A 21,094-nucleotide genomic window follows, 5' to 3' on the forward strand; every position below is an offset into this window, starting at 1 on the left:
TATTCCCTGAGGGCAGGTCTGAAAAATAAAAAGCCCGGCCAGGCGCTTTTCAGACAGCCTGCCGGTGCTCTGTCAGTACTTCCTAAGCAGTACCGTAGTACTTCTTCGGCAGTACTCCAGTACTTTCAAGGGAGTACTGCAGTACTGCCGAGGGAGGATTATTCAGCTTTCAATACCACTTCCGTTCCTTTCAAAAGCGGAGAAGTCAGCTTGACCCGAATCTCCCCTTTCTTACCTGTGGTCTGCACATAAGCCAGCAGACGTCCGTGATAAGCCCGGTGACGATTGTCCGTATAATCGCTCATATCACTGTTGTTCGAGCCTTCCAAGCCCAACAAACGAGCCGGACCTTCCACTTCACAAGTCACCTCACTGTCACCTAATTTCACGATCGTACCTTGTTCATCGACCACTTCAATCGTGACATGAGCCGTAGCCTTGTCTGGCGACAATACGTCCTTATCTACCGTAGCCCGCAAGGCGTATGGACGACCTGAAGTCTTTATGGTATAGGTGGAAAGCACCTTTCCGCTCTCGTCACAACCTTCGGCCCGGAGTTCTCCATCCTGATAAGGAATGTCCCAGTAAATGATTCCACTCTTGTCATCGTAAGGCTTCATCTGTCCGACTTCCTTTCCGTCCAACAACAGACGTGCCTGTGGGGCATTGGTATAACATACTACCCGAATCAGCTGGTCCGGATCATAGTTCCAGCTGTCCCAGGCATCCATAGAAAGCCAACTGTGTCCCGGTTTCACCGGATAAGTACCGATGTATGTCACCGGTTTATCACTCCACAACGAAGCGCGGAAATAGCCACGGGGTTTTGCAAAGCTACCGAAATCCAGCAAGCCTGTATACAATCCGCGAGAAGGCCATCTACCGGCTTCACCCAGATAATCGGTACCTGTCCACAAGAACTGTCCGAAAATGAAATCATTGTCGCGTACGGCATGCCAGGCATCAATACCCACTCCGGTTTCACTTCCGTAAATGATACGTTTCGGGTAGGTCTTATGGTCTTCTGCATAACGGTCTTCCGTATAATTGTATCCCACTACGTCTACCGCTTCCGGATAAGCCGTCTGGTTTGACATGATGACACCTGCCAGTGCCCCGGTCACCGGACGTGACGTATCGACCGCACGCACACAAGCTGCCAGCTTCTGGGCAATCACTCCAATCCGCATGGCATCCGGTGCATCCGGCTTATAGCCCCCGAACATCGGCTGGTTGATTTTCGCTCCGTCCAATATCGGATGAGAATAAGGGTCATTCGGATAATCCACCTCATTACCGATGCTCCACAAGAAGACACACGGATGGTTCCGGTCACGACGTACCATGTCGGTCACATCCTGCTCTATCCATTCTTCAAAGAAGTCGAAAGAACCTTCATAGCTGGGTTCTCCCACATTCCATCCCTGAATCCATTTACGTTTCGGGAATTCCCATTCATCGGAAGCCTCATCCATGACCAAGAAACCCAGACGGTCGCATAAATCATACAATACAGGTGCCTGCGGATTGTGACTCATACGGATGGCATTTGCCCCAATTTCCTTCAAATTCTTCAAACGTCTTTCCCATACTTCCGGAGGCACAACCGCACCTAATACACCGGCATCGTGATGCAGGCAGACCCCTTTCACTTTCATCCATTTTCCGTTCAGGGCAAATCCCTTATTGGCATCGAACTGCAGCGTACGCAAACCTACAGTACTAGAAGCGCCATCCATCCGTTTCCCGTCACAATACAATTCTGCTTTCAAGGTATAAAGATACGGATCGTCCAAGTTCCAGCGATGTGGCTTCTTCACCTTCAACGAAAGCGTTTGCTTGGAAAGTCCCGTTTCCTGACCAGCCACACTTTTCTGGCTTTCTGCCACGAGCTTTCCATCCGCATCATACAAGGCAGCTTTCACCTCGAGTTTTCCCTCTGCCTTCACGTGCTTTTCCACTGCCAGTTCCACCGAAACCACCGCCTGCTTGTCGGTAATTGAAGTGGCCTGCCAGCCTAAGCCCCACTGTGCAAAATGAATTTCCGGGGCAGCAATCATCCACACATCCCGATAGATACCTGAGCCTGTGTACCAGCGGGAATCTGCATGCCGGCTATGGTCTACACGTACGGCCAGCACATTGTCTCCCTTTTTCAAATACGGAGTCATGTCGTACATAAAAGAGATGTAACCGTTGGGACGCTTGCCCAGGAGATGACCGTTCAAATACACCTCGCTCCGGTTATAGACTCCTTCAAAATAAATGTAATGGCGCGCGGCATCGTCGGTCAGCTGGAAATGTTTCCGATACCAGCCTATACCACCCGGCAGATAACCCGTACAGCTTGCCAGTGAAGGAGAAAGCTGTCCTTCGACAGACCAGTCGTGCGGCAAGTCCAACTGTCTCCATTTACTGTCATCATACGAAACAGACGCCCCCAGACTGTCGTCCGAAAGACTGAAACGCCAGCCTTCATTAAACTTCTTGGCCTCTCCGAAAGAGACTTGGGCCGACAAGGATACCCATGTACATAAAAAGAGCAAACAAAATAGTAACAATTTATTGTTCATAAACTTTCCACATTAGAGGTTCTTAGATTTCAATAGCATAATCACAAAAGGCCGACCCCTCAAAGGAGTCAGCCTTTCATTTTTATCTGACACGACCAGATTTATTCAATCTTAGTAGACTGAGTGTAGCAATATTCAGAAGCCTGTCCCGATTTCACACCTACACGTGCGAAGAAATAATCTTCAGAAGCCAGACTTTCCGGAATATCAATATCCGCAGTAATCTCCTGATCCAGCTGAATGTTATTTCCGAGGCTCACACTCGTACGGTTTGTATTATTGTCCGTAATCAGTGTTTCACCTAAGTAGATACGTACATCGTCCAGTGTAGCACTTGAAGAGACCTTCTGGACCGTGAATTTCGCAGTGACCTTTGAACCATTCTTGGTGAACGAAGCATTCTTGATGATAAAATACGGAGTCACCGGAATGTCCTGTACAGTGTTTCCGTGAACTTCTACCAAGATGGTATCATTCGTAGGACGTTCCCAAGGGGCATTACCCATACGCACTAACTTATACTCTCCGTCAAAAAGCACTGCAGAGTAAGTGCCATCCTGATTAATATACACAGGAATAGAGTTATGAAGGGCATATCCATCCTGATAAAGCGCAAACTCAGCACCTCCCGCACGTACGCAGATCGGTTCACCCTCATAGACAACTTTACCCGTCAATACAGACTGAGGCTCATCGAAGTTATCATATCTACAACTGCTTATCGCCAATAAACAGCACAACAAAGTAAAAAATGATGTTATCTTTTTCATATTCCTTTTTATTGAAGCGGGTTCTTTACAATTAATGGGTTATTATTAATTACGTCATCCGCAATAGATGAGTAGTAGTTTGACATTCTGAACATACGAGCCAGGATGAAACGGCTTGAACGATGTTTTACAAAGATATACTTATCTTGGTCATTCGTGCCCGGTTTTGCCACTGCAATTCGATAAGGATACAAACCATATACTACTGCAGTACTGTTTCCAGTTTCTGTTCCTTCGTCTCCATTCCAGATTTTATCTGCAATTCTCCAACGTTTCAAGTCAAAATAACGCTGGTCTTCAAAGGCCATTTCCACACGACGTTCATTCTGAATCTTTTCCATTGTCAGACTTGTCAGACTGTTTGCCGGGAAGCCTGCACGTTCACGCAGTTTATTGATATAATACAAAGCACCTGGATCTTGGTCACCCAATTCAAATGAAGCTTCAGCTGCATTCAAATAGATTTCGCCCAAACGGAACCAAGGCCACCAGTTCTCTTCGTAGTTTCTCAATGTAAAACCTACTTCTTCGCTTATATATTTACGAATATAGAAACCTGTGTTACTTACATTCTGTGCACCATCCTGAGGACCATCCTGACCCACATAAGTCTTACCATCAGTATAAGTACTACCCAATGCCGGGCCATTCAACAAGTCATAGCTATTTGTTTCCGAATTCCAGACAGCCACACCAGCCTGAATGTCTACATCTGAGCCTCTAAATTGTGTGCCCGGATAAATGATGGTACCATACAAACGCGGATCCTTGTTGGCAAACAAATCGGCCGGATTATCAAACACAATGTAATTGTTGTTTTCATCCATGTATTTCAGTTTTCCTGAAGTACCATCCAGATAATCATAAGCCTCAACCAATCCCAATGACGGAGCGATACAAGAAGAATTATCGTTATCCTCTTTCAGATGCTGGATGACATTATCATAACCAAAACTGTGTACTTTAGTCGGGTTCTTATAATCCTTCGCCCAGATAATTTCCGGATTCTTTTCCTTATCCATGAACAACTGATAGAAGTTCACGCCTTTGTTTGATTGTTTATTGTACAAATCATATCCACCTTGTGTGATGATCTCCTTAGAGGCAGCCAAAGACTTCTGATAATAATCAGTAGCCATGCTGGCCGGGATACCTACTTCTCCTCCGTCTGTTACCAGTGTCGGAGTATACAACGCATTGTATTTGGCAATAGAGCCGGCATACAACATTGCGCGGCTTTCAAGAGCCAATGCAGTGTAATAATTTGCTCTGGTCTGGCTTCCGTTATTGGCTTTCAGGTCATTCTTCACATCTTCACATTCGCTATACACGAAATCATAAATCTCGTGTTCCTTTGCACGCGGATGCTGCAGATAAGAAGGATCTCCACTGAAGTCATATTCCAGAGTAGTCGTAATCAATGGCACACCTCCCATTCGTCTTACCATATCAAAATAGATATATGCACGAATGAATCTGAATTCAGCCTTGAACAAAGTCTTTTCTTCTGCAGTCAAATCTGTTCCATAAGTTTCCAGATTCTCAAGAGACATGTTGATATCACGAATCAATCCGTAATCCCACAGACGACCGTAATCATTTCCATACTGGAAATTATTCTTCCCATTCTGGTCCAATGCTCCACTCCACATGGCATCATCAATTTCACACATACCGCCGGTATTGAAATCACCATGCAAACTTGTAATACGGTTATAAAGATTGGCCAACTGAGATTTTACCATATTGGGATCGTTCCAGACCTGTTCATTGGTCAGGATGTTCTTCGGATCCCTTTCGAACCAGCTGTCACCGCAACCTGACAATACAGATACGAGCGCTGTTCCAATTACAAATAATTTTATAGAATTACTTTTCATCTTAAGAATCATTTTTAGAATGTGACATTAAATCCGACAAGGAAGGTACGCTGCTGCGGATATACTACGGCTGCTGCTGCAGTAATTTCCGGGTCGATACCGAACTGGTGAACATTATCAAATGAACACAAGTTAGATACACTACCATAAACACGTACTTTCTGTGCATGAATTGGTTTCAACATCCACATCGGCAAGCTATAACCGATTTCCAAGTTGGAAATACGCAGATAGTGTACATTGTGCAACCAGAAATCACTGTTTTTATTGTTATAAGCAAACTCACCGTTACGGATGGCCGGATAACGTCCCGGAACCCATTCACTTTCCGGATCATACAAATCCAGACGATGCCAACGGTCTTCCAGCAAATAAGCAGGAGAGTTACCACCATTATGATAAGCGTTAGTCAACTCATAGTTCTGTCTCCATCCTTGCATTGCACCACCAGAGAGGTCGATGTTCAAGTCAATGCCTTTCCATTCCAGTCCGATATTACCACCGAAAGAAAGAATCGGTGCCCAGTTTTCAGGGAATCCGATAGGACGTTCATCCATGCTGTTGATTACTCCATCGTTGTTTACATCTTTATAGATAAGGTCACCCGGCAACAGTGTAGTATTACCTTGTCCATCCAGGTTGACAGGATAGTTCTTGATTTCTTCTTCAGACTGGAACTGTCCGATTACCTGATAACCCCAATAGATACCACCCCAACGGTCTTCGGCTGAGTTACGGTATTCATCCCATGAGTTGCTGAAACGAGGCTTGTAGGTTTCAATGCTTCTGTAACGAGAGAAAGTGATATTACCACTTACACGATAGTTGAATTCACCAATATGGTCTGTCCATGTAGCCATGGCTTCAGCACCGATGTATGCTTGCTTGTTCAAGTTTTCATTCGGCAATGAATATCCAACTTCACTCGGCAGCAATACGTCATAACGTGCAGCCGGCACACCTGTGATATCCTTACGGAAAGCATCTGCACTTACCGTCAAACGGCTACCAAACATTGTCAAATCGAAACCGATGTTCTTTGTCGTATTCTTGGTCCATGACAAGTTAGTTACAGGCAAACCTCTTTGATTCAAACCAGTCACATATTCTCCATCCAGAACTGCACTTCCTTGGTTCCAGTTATAACCACTCATATAACCGAACATAGAAACACCACTTTCTGTACCTGTCTGTCCAATAGAAGCACGGATCTTCAAGTCATCTACTACCGATTTCAGCGGTGAGAAGAATTTTTCTTCAGAGATTCTCCAACCAACTGATACGCCCGGGAAGAATCCCCAACGCTTGCTCGGAGCATACAAATAAGAACCATCATAACGAGCCAGCAACTCAATCAAATATTTGTGAGCATAGTCATAGTTCACACGAGCCAACCAACCGGCACGAGCTTCATAGCTCCATTCATCGCCGAAACTGTTGATTTCATCCATCTGCAGCAACGGCAAATAGTCTGTAGAAGGTTCAGTTCCGTAAGTTTTCTTGCTCCAGTCATAATCAGAAGCTTCATAACCCAACACAGCAGAAATATTATGATTCTTGATCTGCTTGTTGTAGTTCAACTGCAACTGCATGTAACGAGTCGGTACGCTACGGTCAATCTGCAATCTCCAGCGACCTACCGCATTCGTTCCATTATAAGTATCTGATGCTTCATCGTAAGTATAAATCTGGTAAGCATACTGATAACCGTCGAAACGGCTGTTGGTATAACCATAAGAGAATGTAGCCTTCGCTGTCAATCCGAAGCCGAAGTCATACTGAGCATATGCGTTGATATTTGCATAACGGGTCATGCTGTCTTTATAACCGGCGATGTCGCGTCTGAAAGCAGCCGGGTTATATCCGTTACGATAAGAGTCGATATTTCTAATATAATTAGGATTATCATTTGCATACGGGCTGTCAATCGGACGCATTCTGAAGATAGCCAAAATAGAAGAGTAGTAACCATCACCACCCGGCAAACCTACATCGTTTGTCTTTTCATATCGGCCACTTACCTGAGCACCAATAGTGAAACGGTTGGTAATTTTGGTATCCAAGTTCAACTGGAAGTTTGTACGCTGATAGTTAAAGTCAGGCATCATAGCTTCCTGATTGGTATGTGCAATTGACAAGTAATAGTTCGTTCTTTCAGAACCACCGGTTACGCTGGCATTGATATGATATTGCGGTACATTTTTTCTCATGATCATATCATAATAGTCATAGCTCTTATAGCCTTTTTCTGTACCTGCAGCCCATTTTGCCAGTTCTTCTTTTGTATATACAGAGTTAGGATCTTCGCCTCTGTTCTGAGCAGCCTCGGCCAAACCTCTTGTGTATTGTTCCGCATTGGCCAGTTCAGGGAAACGTGTCAGATTCTGCCAGCCGTAATATCCGTTGACATTGATGCTGACTTTCTCGTTCTTTTTACCTTTTTTTGTGGTAACCAATACTACACCGTTTGAAGCTCGCAAACCGTAAATGGCTGCTGATGCATCCTTCAATACCGTAATACTTTCGATATCTTCAATATTCAACGAATTGAACACATCGTTTCCGGATACCTCAGAGTTAACCAACCAGTCACTGCTTGTATTACCACCGTACGGAATACCATCAATTACGAACAACGGTGTACCCATGTTACGAATCTCCAGGTTAATACCTTTACCTGGTCGGGCATCCTTTGCACGAGTTGAAATACCTGCAATCTTACCGGTAAGCGCTCCAGCTGTAGTGGTAGAAACTGAACGTGTCAACGATTCAGATTTCACGTCACTAATAGCTCCCGTCAAGCTTTTTCGGTTCTGCGTACCGTAACCTACTACAACCACCTCATCCAGCGTTTCAGTGTCTTCCTGTAGTATCACATTAATAGGTGATGTTCCATTCATCTTGGCTTCCACTGACTTATAGCCGATAAATGAAACCACGAGAGTACCATCGGTGGATCCCACCTCAAGTGTGAAGTTACCGTCAATGTCTGTGATGGTTCCTGTAGTTGTGCCTTTCACAGTAACATTGGCTCCAATAATAGGGTCTCCTGCAGCGTCTGCCACGTGACCTTTGATCTGATTTTGTGCAAATGCTACAACAGACATCAGTAGCATCATGCAAGTCGTTAAGAATTTTAAATTCCTCATAGATTATTAGAGTTAATGAATGTGAACGCAAAAGTATATAAAGAAATACACACATAGATAAATAAATCATGCAATAATAAACAGCAAATATTGCATTGCATGATTTATATCATTAAAAAACGAGATTCCCAACTAACTTCATACAACTTTCGAGGGGAAAAAACATATTCAAATTCACACCAAGAAATTCAAATAAAATCTCCATTCTTAAACAATCTTTCATACACTTCTAAATTTCAAGCCCAACGATTCATTGTATTTATGCGTTAACACCAATGGAGGTTTACCGATTGATTTAAAGATAAGCAAGCTTCCACCGAAGCTACAAAGTAAATTTACCATAAAACAATTATAGATCAATCATTATTTAATTTATAAAGCAGCTTATTCAATTAATATTCGTACTTTTGAAGTCACGCAAATAAAAAGGCCATGAAATACCAGCTAATCTTATTCTGTTTATTACTCTCTCTTTCCGCAGTCCATTCACAGCCCTATACCATCAAAAAACTGGGACCAGAAAAAGGACTGTCGAACAGTTATATTATCGATATAGCCGAAGACAAGAACGGATATTTGTGGTTTGCCACAGAGGAAGGACTCAACAAATTAGAAGGCAACCATTTTACCGCTTTCTACAAGAGCAACAAGCACAAAGCTTTGAATCTGACAGGAAATGAACTAAACAGCCTGCTGGATGATCCTAATGAACCCATCTTATGGATTGCCACCCAACGGGCAGGGCTTATTGCATTCAACTACCAGACCAATAGTCAAACAATCTACCAGCATCACCAGAATGACCCGTCAAGCATTGCTACCAATGACGTGACCGGCATTTTCCCTGCAAAGAACGGAAATTTATGGATTACGACGTACTGGCGGGGAGTTGATTATCTGGACAAGAAAACCGGCAAGTTTACCCACTACAATCAATCAACCGTTCCAGGACTTCCCAGCAACACGGTATGGACCTTAATGGACGACCAAAGAGGAAATCTGTACATTGGGCATCACGAGAATGGAATGAGCATCCTGTCGTTAAAGACGAAAAAAGTCAAGAACTTCACCTACGACGGCTCGAACGAAAAAACTCTACCCAACAACAACGTACAATGTATATTCAAAGACAATACAGGAAATATATGGGTAGGCACCGGTAAAGGACTTGCTCTGTTCAACCCCGAAACTGAAGAGTTTATCCGCTTGGGTGATAAAGGTTCCCCACTCTCCCATCTCATTTATGATATACAACAATTCAATGAGCATCAGTTATGGGTAGCTACTGAATTCGGAGGTATCTCCATCATAGATCTCTCCAGAAGCCTGTTTAACACCACAGAAAAGATTCACCTCATACAAGCAGGTGACAATGAATACAGCCTCAACAACGCTACAGTGCGATGCTTGTTCCAAGATTCCCACCAGAATATCTGGGCAGGTACCTGGGGAGGAGGAGTCAACTTCCTCAGCTCCAATACCGCCTTATTCAAGTCGTTCAGTTACTCGTCCAGTTCACCCGGCAGCAACCTGAATGCCCACATTGCCAGCGCAGTCTGCATCGACTTGCAAGGTAACCTATGGGTAGGAACAGACGGCGGAGGCATCAATGTTCTGAAAAACGGACAACGCACGGCTACCTATACCGAAGCCAACAGTGGCCTCAGCGGAAACTCCATCCAAACGGCGCTGTGTGACCGGAAAGGCAACCTGTGGTTCGGCATCTTTAATGGAGGAATTATGTACTACAACATCTATTCCAGGACCTTCAAGCAAGTTTTCCCGAAAGAAGAGAGCAATCACGATGTCCGTTCGCTTTTTGAAGATCAAGAAGGAATTATCTGGGTGGGAACCAGTGAGGGAGTCTTTCAAATCGACAGAGATTCCCAGAAAATCCTGCACCATTTCAATACGCCCGACAACCTGATTCGTACGGTCATCAAGGATCAAAAAGGCCAAATATGGATAGGAAGTTTCGGAAGAGGAATTTTCCTCTATTCGGCCGATCAAAAGCATTTGAAAGACTTCAATACTTACCTCGATTTTCCTTCCAATACCATCAACCAGATTTTTGAAGATTCCCAAGGAACCATATGGGCTGCCACCGGGGAGGGGCTGGTACAGTTTGAAAACCAATCGCCCTGGACATATAAGGTCTACCAGCGAAACGAAGGACTTGTCAACACCTTCATTTGGGCTATTACAGAAGATGAAGCACACAACATCTGGTTCAGTACCAACCAAGGAATCAGCTGTTTGTCCAAAGACCGGAAGCGCATCTATAATTACGATTATAGAGACAATATTCCCATGGCCAGCTTTACAGGAAGAAGTGTTTGCAGGGACGTGAACAATACTATTTATTTCGGTTCTACCGACGGACTTTGTTATTTCACCCCCAGTCAGATACTGGAAAAAAAGCAATGCCCCCAAGCTATCATCGGAAAAATTACAGTCTTTGAACCCATGACATCCGACGATAGTGATGAAACAGAATATTCACTCTTCAACAAAAAGGAAATCAAACTAAAGTACGTACAAAATAATTTCAGCATCACATTCAACATACAAGACTATTCCCTGAATGAAAGAGTGGAATATGCCTATATGCTAAAAGGACTGGAAGACTCCTGGTACACCGTAAAAGATCCTAACAATGTGACTTTCCGTAACCTGCCCCCGGGAAGATATGAATTCCAGGTTAAAACCCGCATCCGGAACCAAGAATGGTCTGACGAAATCTCACAGATAGAAATCGTCATTGCTCCCCCGCTCTGGCTGTCCTGGTGGGCAAAACTTCTGTACGTGATAGCAGGAGTCGGAATTCTCATGGGAGTCTTTTCGGTTTATAAACGCAAACTAAACCTGGAATACTTGTACGAATCGGAAAAGAAAAGCCACGAACAGGAGCAGAAACTGAATGATGAACGGCTGAGATTTTTCACCAACATCACGCACGAACTGCGCACACCGCTTACCTTAATATTAGGTCCCTTGGAAGATATGGTAAAAAACAGCAGCCTGTCCGCCAAAGACCATCACCGGATTTCGGTCATCTATCAAAGTGCCGTACGCCTGCTGAACCTGATTAACCAGATTCTGGACTTCCGCAAAACGGAAACCCAGAATAAGAAACTGTGTGTCGCCAAAGGAAACCTGACCAGTGCTGTATATGAAACTGGGCTGAAATACAAGGAATTGAACAACAACCCGAATGTACAGATACTCATAGAAGTGAAAGAAGAGAACATGATTCTATTCTTTGACAAGGAAGTCATCACCATGATTCTGGACAACCTGATTTCAAACGCCCTGAAATATACCGAGAAGGGCTATGTCCGTATCCGTGCCGAATGGGTGACGGAAAATGACGTACGATACGCCCAGCTTTCCGTGGAAGATACCGGTTATGGCATCGGAAAGGAAGCACTTGCGCACGTCTTTGAACGATATTATCAGGAAAGCGGAGAGCATCAGGCCTCGGGTACAGGAATCGGACTGGCACTGGTCAAGAACTTAGTTACGCTGCATGAAGGAGACATACAGGTGAAAAGTCAGCCCGACATCGGTACCATCTTCTCCCTGCGCCTGAAAGCCAACAATACCTATCCACAGGCGTTGCATGGAGAGGACGTACATACAGATACACCGGAAGTAAAGGAGGAGAATATAGAGAAACTGGAGGCAGCAGATTCGTCTAAAGACTCAAAACCCATCGTTCTGGTAGTAGAAGACAATGCAGACATCCGGGACTATATTGCCGATGCCTTTACGGATTTATATGAGGTAAAGACTGCTTCCAACGGCAAGGAAGGACTGAAGATTGCCACAGACTGTGCTCCCGACATTGTGGTGAGCGACATTATGATGCCAGTCATGAACGGCATCGTAATGTGCCAGAAGCTGAAAACGGATATCCGTACCAGCCACATCCCTGTCATCCTCCTGACAGCAAAAGACAGCATCACCGACAAGGAAGAAGGTTATCAGGCAGGGGCCGACTCCTACCTCACCAAACCTTTCAGTGCCAGCCTGCTGCAAAGTCGAATCAGTAACCTGCTGGCACAGAGAAGACGACTCTCGGAACGCTTCTCTATCCGGCCGGAAACCCCACAGAAGCAAAGCATGGAAGAAAAAAGAGCCATCATTACAGAATCCATGAACAAGCTGGACAAAGAATTCCTGGACAAAATAACCAACATCATCACGGAAAGTCTTTCTACTGCGGAAAATGTGGATATTACCGTATTGTCTAATGCTTTATGCATGAGCAGCTCTACCCTCTACCGGAAGGTCAAAGCACTTACGGGCATGTCTACCAACGAGTATATCCGGAAAATCAAGATGCAGCTGGCCGAGAAATACCTGCTGGAAGGCAAATATACCATCTCTGAGGTTGCTTTCAAGGTGGGAATCAACAGCAATGTCTATTTCCGGCAGTGTTTTAAAGAGGAATTCGGAATGTCGGCTTCCGAGTACCTGAAGAAGCTGACAGGCAAATCCATCGAAGAAAATACAGACAAAAAAGAAAGCTGAAAAAACGGACTTGCGTTTCAGACAAAACGCCTTTACGTTTGAATGCAAACGCCCTTGCGTTTCACCCAAAACGTAAGGGCGTTTTACTTTAAATGCACTTGTGTTTGATACCAAACGCAAAGGCGTTTTCCGGACATCGGAAAAAACCATAAAAAAACGGCTGCCTTCACGCGGAAAACAGCCGTTTCTCAAACATTATATCAGATTCTTATTATGCTTCTTCTACTTCACCTACTTGTTTCGGCATCTTGTGTCCCATAGTCAGGTAAGCTACCGGGGCAGCCACGAACAAAGAAGACAATGTACCGATTACCACACCCAGAATCATGGCGAATGCAAAGCTACGGATACTGTCACCACCCAGGATGAAGATACTCAGCAACACAATCAAGGTACTCAAAGAAGTGTTGATGGTACGGCTCAAAGTGGTGTTCAGCGAATCGTTGAACAATTGCGTACGGTCACGTTTCGGATACAAGCCGATGAACTCACGCACACGGTCGAAGATAACCACCTTATCATTGATAGAATAACCGATTGCAGTTAGGATGGCTCCGATGAATGTCTGGTCTATTTCCAGAGAGAACGGCATCCATCCGTGACACAAGGAGTATGCTCCGATAATCAGCACAGTATCTACCGTCAATGCAACCGTAGCACCAATACTGAAGGCAATGTTGTTGAAACGAACCAAGATATACAGACCAATGGCAATCAAGGCCAGTGCCACTGACCATACAGCTGAAGTCTTAATATCATCGGCGATGCTAGGACCTACCTTCTGAGAACTGATGATAGAACCTCCGGCACGGTTATCACGGTCGATGAAGATTTCGAGCGTAGTACCCTTGCCCAGCAAGTTACCTTCTTTCAATGCATTGTAAAGGAACTCTTCGATTTCGGCATCGATTGTCGGAGAATCTTCGTTGATGCGGTAGTTGGTCGTCACACGGATAGTCTTTCCATCTGTACCCAAGGCAATGGCCTGTACGTTGGCATCTCCCACTTTCGGCTGCAGCAGGTCACGTACGGTTTCCGGCTGTACCACCTGTTCAAACTGAACCACGAAGTTACGTCCACCGGTGAAGTCGATACTCTGTGCCAGTCCGCGTACAAAGAAAGAAACGATACATACTACAATGATAATCGCCCAAATCGTAAACGAACGTTTGGTGATACCCATGAAGTTATAGTGTACATTCTGCATCAGGTTCTTTGAAACGCCTGTAGTGAATGTCAGGTTCAACCATTTGTCCTTATTCATAAAGTGTTCGTAAACCAGACGAGTCAAGAACACGGCTGAGAAGAACGAACAGAGGATACCGATAATCAAGGTAGTGGCAAAACCACGAATCGGACCGGTACCGAAGTTGAACAGGATAACACCTGTGATGATAGAAGTCAAGTTAGAGTCGAAGATGGCAGAGAACGCGTTCTTGTAACCTTCGGCCAAAGCCTGCTTGGTTCCCTTGCCTGCACGAAGCTCTTCTTTCGTACGTTCATAAATCAATACGTTCGCATCCACGGCCATACCCAGTGACAACACCATACCGGCGATACCAGACATCGTCAAGGCAGCCTGGAAAGAGGAAAGGATACCCAGTGTGAAGAAGAAGTTGATGAACAACGCACCGTTGGCCACCATACCCGGAATGAATCCGTACATCACACACATGTAAGCCATCAAGACAATCAAAGCCACGATGAAGGATACGATACCCTGGTTGATAGATTCCTGTCCCAAAGACGGACCTACGATGTCTTCCTGTACGATACGAGCCGGAGCCGGCATCTTACCGGATTTCAACACGTTGGCCAAGTCTTTTGTGACTTCCGGAGTAAAGTTACCCGTAATCTGTGAATTACCACCGGTAATTTCAGAGTTTACACGCGGTGCACTGTATACATATCCATCCAATACGATGGCGATTTCCTTACCGATGTTCTTCTTTGTCAGGGCAGCCCAACGACGAGAACCTTCTGTGTTCATTGACATGCTGACGCACGGCTTGTTGAACTGGTCATATTCGTCTTTGGCGTCTGTTACTACATCACCTTCCAACGGCGCACGTCCGTTACGTTCAGTCGACTTGATGGCATACAATTCGAAGATACGTCCGGTCTTGTCCATATCGGAAGCTTTCACACCCCACATCAGTTTCAGGTCGCGCGGCATCACTTCCTTCACGGCCTTCATGTTCAGAATGCGGTTCACATCCGCTGTATCTTTATAATCGGCATAACCTACGATACAACCTACTCCGCTCTGGTTCAGCTGCAGTACAGACAACAACGGATGTTCTTTCTTCATCTGTTCCATATCTGCACTGGAAGCAGCCGGTGTCTCTCCCTTCAGGGCAGCCGTCAAGCTGTCTTTGGCAGAAACGGCAGAAGCCTGAGCCACTGCAGTCGTATCGGCTTCAGCCTGTACAGAATCAGCAGGAGCCTCGTTGTTCAGCAAGCCACGGGCACGGTTGTCGGCAGAAGCCAATACCGGCACGATATCTTTTGCTTCGAAAGTTTCCCAAAATTCCAGGTTGGCAGAACCCTGCAAGAGTTTTCTCACACGTTCCGGTTCCTTGATACCCGGCAGTTCCACCATGATACGGCCCATCTTTCCTTCCAGTGTCTGGATGTTCGGCTGAGCCACACCAAAACGGTCGATACGTGTACGCAAAACATTGTAAGAGTTGTCTACGGCAGCTTTTACTTCCTCGCGCAATACTTTCTCAACTTCTGCATCTGTACTACGGGTATTCACTTTGTCTTTCAACTGCTGGGTGGCAAAAAGTTCAGCAAGTTTGCCTTCCGGAGCCAGTTTCTTGTATTCTCTGATAAACAGGGTCACGAAATCTTCCTGACTGTTAATCTGCAATTTGGCAGCTTCAGCCACAGCCTTGTTAAAGGCTTCATCCGGTTTGTTGTCGGCCAACGCCTTCACTACGTCCGGTACGGAAACCTCCAGAATGACGTTCATACCACCTTTCAGGTCCAAACCCAACCCGATTTCCATCTCACGACATTGTTTCAGCGTGTAAATCCCCAACCACACCTTCTGATTCTGCATGGAATCCAGGTAATGTGCCGAACCCTTCGGGTCCTCAGCCGCCTTGTTCATCTGATAACGGGTAACGAATGAGAATGAAAGGTAAAAAGCACACGCAAGGGTCAGTAATACCGCAAAAACCTTTACAAATCCTTTGTTTTGCATGTTACTTTAATTTATTATATTTACTTTTAAAATTTGATACGTTTATTCAAGGTTGCAAATATAGTTTTTTTTCATTAGATATGCGGAAACCATTGTAAATATTTAAGCCATAGAGCCTAAAAAAGGAGCTATCGCTTGCAAAAATTAAGCAATAGCTCCTTCTTTTATTTATAAAGTACAGGATATTCCCTGTCTTTCAGACATTTTATTTCAATCCACGTGCCTCCAACAGCGGTTCAATGCTAGGCTCTGCCCCACGGAAGGTGACATACAACTTCATCGGGTCGTCGGAACCACCTTTTTCCAAGATGTTCTTGCGGAAAGAAGTGGCCGTAGCCGGATCAAACAATCCATGTTCCTTGAACGCTTCAAATGCATCCGTATCCAAACGTTCAGCCCACAGATAGCAGTAGTATCCGGCTGCATAACCACCCATGATATGATTGAAATAGGTAGAACGGTAACGAGGTGCGATTTGCGGAATCAGACCGATTTTATCCATCAGCTGCTTTTCAAACTGTAGTACGTCAAAGCCTTCCATGGTGGTCAGGCAGTGCATCTCCATATCCAGAATAGCGGCAGCCAGCAACTCGGTCGTCATGAATCCTTGGTTGAACAAGGCTTGGTTCTCAATCTTGGCAATCAAAGAATCCGGAATGGCCTCACGGGTCTTATAATGCTTGGCATACATCTTCAGCACCTCCGGAGCCACAGCCCAGTGTTCCATAATCTGCGAAGGAAGTTCCACAAAGTCACGTGCCACCGAAGTACCGGATACGCCTTTATACTTACACTGAGTCAGTAAACCATGCAGGGCATGTCCGAATTCATGGAACATCGTACGAGCCTCGTCAATGGTCAGCAATGACGGAATGTCACCGGCCGGTTTGGTAAAGCTGGCCACATTGTAAATCAACGGACGGACACCTTCCTGTTCTTCACGGAAGTTACTCATCCAAGCACCGCTCCGCTTGCTGGCACGAGGCATATAGTCACTGTAGAACACACCCAAAAGCGAGCCGTCCGCATCCTTCACGATGTAAGTTTTTACATCTTTGTTGTATACAGAGATAGAATCACACGGCGTAAGAGTAATGCCATACAGTTTGTTCACAACCATGCACAAACCGTTGAACACGTCTTCCTGACTGAAATAAGGCTTGATTTCGTCTTCGTTCAAACTGTATTTTTCCTGACGGAGTTTCTCGGCATAATACCACCAGTCCCATGCTTCCAGTTTCTCACCTTTCCCTTCACGGTCCATGATTTTCTGGAGTTCTGCAGCCTCAGCCTCGGCATTCTTGATGGAATATTTCCACAATCCATACAACAAATCCAACGCATTCTGAGGCGTCTTGGCCATGTTGTCGGACAACTGGTATTCCGCATAGTTACTGAATCCCATCAGCTGTGCCTTTTCCAGACGGAGCGCCAGTACCTGCTTCAGCACGTCCTTGTTGTCGTTCGCATTGCCCCGGTTACCCAAGCTGGTATAAGCTTGATAGATATTCTTTCTCAATTCGCGGTTCTGTGCATACTGCAACAACGGCGTACGGCTGGATTCCTGCAAAGTAAATACCCATTTTCCGTCCTTTCCGTGCGCTTTTGCTTCATGAGCAGCTCCTTCAATCACTGCTTCCGGCAGACCGGCCAAGTCTTCTTTCTTGTCTACCACCAGCAAATAATCATTGTTGTCGGCCAATACATGGTTACCGAATTCAATGGTCAGCGTAGACAGTTGTTTGTTGATTTCGCGCAGACGCTCCTGTTTCTGTGCATCCAGTCCCGCACCCGAACGGATAAATTCCTTGTAATATTTATCCAGCAAATAATGCTGCTCAGTAGTCAGCTTGATTTTGCCTGCTTCTTCCTGCGCATGTACAGAAGCCACTCGCTTATACAAATCCTGATTCAGGAAAATATTGTCACTGTGTTCCGACAACATCGGAGCGATTTTGGCTTCCAGTGCCATCAGTTCATCATTCGTATCAGCCTCGGTCAACGCAAAGAACACTCCACTAACCCGAGCCAAGATTTCCCCACTGTTGTCCAAAGCCACAATCGTATTTTCGAAAGTCGGAGCTTCGGCATTTTCCACAATAGCCTTGATTTCCTGATTTTGCTGTTCAATTCCTTTCAGGAAAGCCGGTTCATAGTGTTCCACCTTAATCCGGTCAAAATCCGGCGTGCCATAAGGCGTTTGAAATTCAGTCAGAAACGGATTGTCCGTATCAGCTGCCTGCTGTCCGCAGGCACATACCATACAACTCATAGCGGCTGCAAAAATTAAATTCTTCATCATATTGTTTTTATCAGGTTATAATTTCTCTACCAGGCACCACAGCGGATAATGGTCGGAAGCCGAAATGGAATTGTCCACCCGGCACTTCAGCGGTCGGAAGCCTTTGTTCACAAACATATGGTCAATGCGGAAATACAGGAAATTCCGGTTATACGAGAACCCCGGACCCCATCCAGCCGCACGATATGCATCGGTCAGTCCTCTTCCGATGGTACGATGCGCATACGAAATCGGCGAATCGTTGAAATCGCCGCACACCAGCAAGTATTTGGTGGCCTGTCGGACGATGGCCTGTGCCACAGAATCAGCCTGAGGGGCACGAATCACCGCTGCATCGGCCAGTTTCCGAATCAGATACTTTCCTCCCGTCTTGACTTTCTGCTCATCCGGCGATTTCAGCAAGCCTTCATACACCTCCTTGTCATGCGCATCCAGCTTGTTCGATTCCAAATGATTACATACCACCGTCAAGGTATCTGTTTCCATTTTTAACCGAAGAAGAAAACTTCCGTTGGTGCCGCTCTCATAAGGAATCCGCTTGGCTGAAAGTATAGGAAAACGTGAAAGACATCCCATCCGGTTTCCATTTTCCACATCCAGACTCTTCACATAAGGATACATCGGAAAAGCTTCCTTCATCTGCTTCTCATCCCACCGGAATTCCTGCAAACACACCACATCGGCATCACTCTGCTGGATATAAGTCTGTATCGGATGCGACTCATCCTCCTCATCGCCCTGCATCCCCATTACATTGTAGGTCAAAAACTTCAGGACTTCTCCGTCTGCCGTCTCTTTCGCACCATGAAAAGGAGTATAAGTCATGATAGCCCCTCCACCCAATAACAGAAAGGCCAATGGAACCCATACCAGTCGTCTACGGTAAAACAACCAGACAAACACAAACGCCACTACGGCCAGCAACAAGAAAGGGAAAAACAGTCCCGCACACGACAGCACCGGATGTGCCACAGGCGACAAAGAAGAGCTATATGCACAGAACAAGAATCCCGCGCCGGCCACTATGTTACCGAACAGAAGTACTCCTTTTACGGTATGTCCCAGAATATTCATTTTTTACTTGCGTCAAATAAACTCTTTTTTTCTTCTTCCGTCAGACTGTTGTATCCCGACTTCCGCAACTTATCCAGAATTCGGTCGATTTCAGCTTCCCGTTCTTTCTTGCGGGCGTTATAATCATAGTCCGCCTGACGGCCTCCGTAGTGTACCTTCATTTTAGGTTTCCGTTTCACCGGATGTTCCAGCTGCAAACACCAGTCGCACACTCCGTTTATCCATTTTGTAGCATCGTGTCCACGCTGCAAACCCACCGCAAATACCCATCCGGCCAGTGCCCCGCCCAAATGTGCGATGTGTCCGCCTGCATTGCCTGAGGTCATGAAGAGCAAATCGAGCACGACCATAAACAAAGCCACATATTTCAGCCGCACCGTGCCGATGAACAGAAACTGTACGGGATAATTCGGCTCGCGTACCCCCACCGCTACCACGATGGCCAGCACCGAAGCCGATGCCCCCAACAGGTAAGACGAATACACGGCATCCTGGAAATAAGGGAATACATTATAAGCTACCATGTACAGCACTCCTCCGCAGATACCTCCCAGGAAATACAATCCGCGCAGATGCTTGGCCGAGAAAAACATCAGGAACAGACGCCCGAACCAGAATAGCCACAGCATGTTGAACAAGATGTGCAATACCCCGGCATGCATAAACATATACGTAATCAGCGACCAGGGCTGACGGATAAACGCTTCTGTCCAGGCCGGCAGTTCCAGAAAATGCATCCACGGTGACGAAGGCACATTAAACAGGGTCAGAAAAATCTGTACCACCGTCACGACCAGAAACACCGCCACATTGAAGTACACCAACCGTACCGCAATATCGCCCTGCTGGAATTTCCGTTTCAAATCAGTAATAAATCCGTCCGCTGCCATTTTTCTTTTTCCAATACATAATCAATATTAAACCGAACAGCATACCGCCCAAATGTGCAAAGTGTGCCACATTGTCGCTGCCGCCCAAGCCCAACACCAATTCCAAAATCACATAACCAATCACAAAATATTTGGCCTTAATCGGCATGGGAATAGGAAATACAAACATCTGGCTGTTAGGAAATAACACTCCGAAAGCCAACAAGATACCATACACGGCTCCCGAAGCACCCACTGTGGTCAGCTGGTTCAGGAAAACATCCATCGGAATAATTCCTAATCCCGTATCAACTGAGGAATAATTCGACCACACCATCGCATATTCAATGTACTGCACCAGTTCCTGTATCAGTCCGGCTCCGATACCGCACACCAGGTAATACGTCAGGAAACGCTTAGGCCCCCACACTTGTTCCAATACCCGTCCGAACATCCATACCGCAAACATATTGAAGAAAATATGTGAGAAATTGGCATGCATGAACATATAAGTGACAAGCTGTACCAGATTAAAATCTGAAGCCAGGAAAAAGTGAAGTCCGAGCAAATTTTCTATATCCACTCCGTATTTCCGGGCCACAAACATACCCAGAAAACAGAGCACATTGATAATAAGCAGGTTTTTCGTTACTGTTGGAAGATTATTCATGTTGTTAAATCATTGATTCAGTTGCAAATGTACAATATAAATCTGGTTTGGGCGCATCCG

10 protein-coding genes are annotated in these 21,094 nt (G+C 45.5%); 1 reads left to right on the forward strand and 9 read right to left on the reverse strand.

Annotated features, from left to right (window positions below; translation table 11 throughout):
- Positions 1-158: 158 nt before the first annotated feature.
- The 4 genes from H6A28_RS04045 to H6A28_RS04060 form a co-directional block, all read right to left on the reverse strand.
- The gene (locus tag H6A28_RS04045) at positions 159-2,573 is read right to left on the reverse strand and encodes a sugar-binding domain-containing protein (RefSeq protein WP_204478980.1); all 2,415 of its coding nucleotides are present in this window, start codon (positions 2,571-2,573) and stop codon (positions 159-161) included.
- Between the two features lie 101 nt (positions 2,574-2,674).
- The gene (locus H6A28_RS04050; RefSeq protein ID WP_204478982.1) at positions 2,675-3,343 is read right to left on the reverse strand and encodes a DUF3823 domain-containing protein; all 669 of its coding nucleotides are present in this window, start codon (positions 3,341-3,343) and stop codon (positions 2,675-2,677) included.
- 8 nt (positions 3,344-3,351) lie between these two features.
- Positions 3,352-5,223 carry a RagB/SusD family nutrient uptake outer membrane protein gene (locus H6A28_RS04055; RefSeq protein ID WP_204478984.1) on the reverse strand — a complete coding sequence of 624 codons (1,872 nt, stop codon included), beginning with the start codon at positions 5,221-5,223 and terminating at the stop codon, positions 3,352-3,354.
- 14 nt (positions 5,224-5,237) lie between these two features.
- Positions 5,238-8,372, reverse strand: coding sequence for a SusC/RagA family TonB-linked outer membrane protein (locus H6A28_RS04060; RefSeq protein ID WP_204476728.1), 3,135 nt, complete (start codon positions 8,370-8,372; stop codon positions 5,238-5,240).
- Positions 8,373-8,804: 432 nt separating this feature from the next.
- Here H6A28_RS04060 and H6A28_RS04065 point away from each other — a divergent pair, with 432 nt between their 5' ends.
- The gene (locus H6A28_RS04065) at positions 8,805-12,908 is read left to right on the forward strand and encodes a hybrid sensor histidine kinase/response regulator transcription factor (protein WP_204478985.1); all 4,104 of its coding nucleotides are present in this window, start codon (positions 8,805-8,807) and stop codon (positions 12,906-12,908) included.
- A 211-nt stretch (positions 12,909-13,119) separates the two neighbouring features.
- Here H6A28_RS04065 and secDF read toward each other — a convergent pair whose 3' ends face one another.
- The 5 genes from secDF to H6A28_RS04090 form a co-directional block, all read right to left on the reverse strand.
- Positions 13,120-16,119 (reverse strand): protein translocase subunit SecDF, encoded by a 3,000-nt coding sequence (gene secDF, locus H6A28_RS04070; protein WP_148329479.1) that lies wholly within the window; start codon positions 16,117-16,119, stop codon positions 13,120-13,122.
- Between the two features lie 205 nt (positions 16,120-16,324).
- Entirely contained in the window at positions 16,325-18,418 is a 2,094-nt protein-coding gene (locus H6A28_RS04075) for a M3 family metallopeptidase (protein ID WP_204479074.1), read from the reverse strand.
- A gap of 18 nt (positions 18,419-18,436) precedes the next feature.
- A complete protein-coding gene (locus tag H6A28_RS04080; RefSeq protein ID WP_204478987.1) occupies positions 18,437-19,495 on the reverse strand; it encodes an endonuclease/exonuclease/phosphatase family protein in 1,059 nt (352 codons plus the stop codon).
- Positions 19,492-20,385, reverse strand: coding sequence for a rhomboid family protein (locus H6A28_RS04085; RefSeq protein ID WP_204478989.1), 894 nt, complete (start codon positions 20,383-20,385; stop codon positions 19,492-19,494). The genes H6A28_RS04080 and H6A28_RS04085 overlap by 4 nt, the downstream gene beginning before the upstream one ends.
- Entirely contained in the window at positions 20,360-21,034 is a 675-nt protein-coding gene (locus H6A28_RS04090; protein ID WP_204476721.1) for a rhomboid family intramembrane serine protease, read from the reverse strand. Before H6A28_RS04090 ends, H6A28_RS04085 begins: the two co-directional genes overlap by 26 nt.
- Positions 21,035-21,094: the final 60 nt, after the last annotated feature.

The sequence above is a fragment of the Bacteroides mediterraneensis genome, assembly GCF_016900355.1.
GTDB lineage: Bacteria > Bacteroidota > Bacteroidia > Bacteroidales > Bacteroidaceae > Phocaeicola.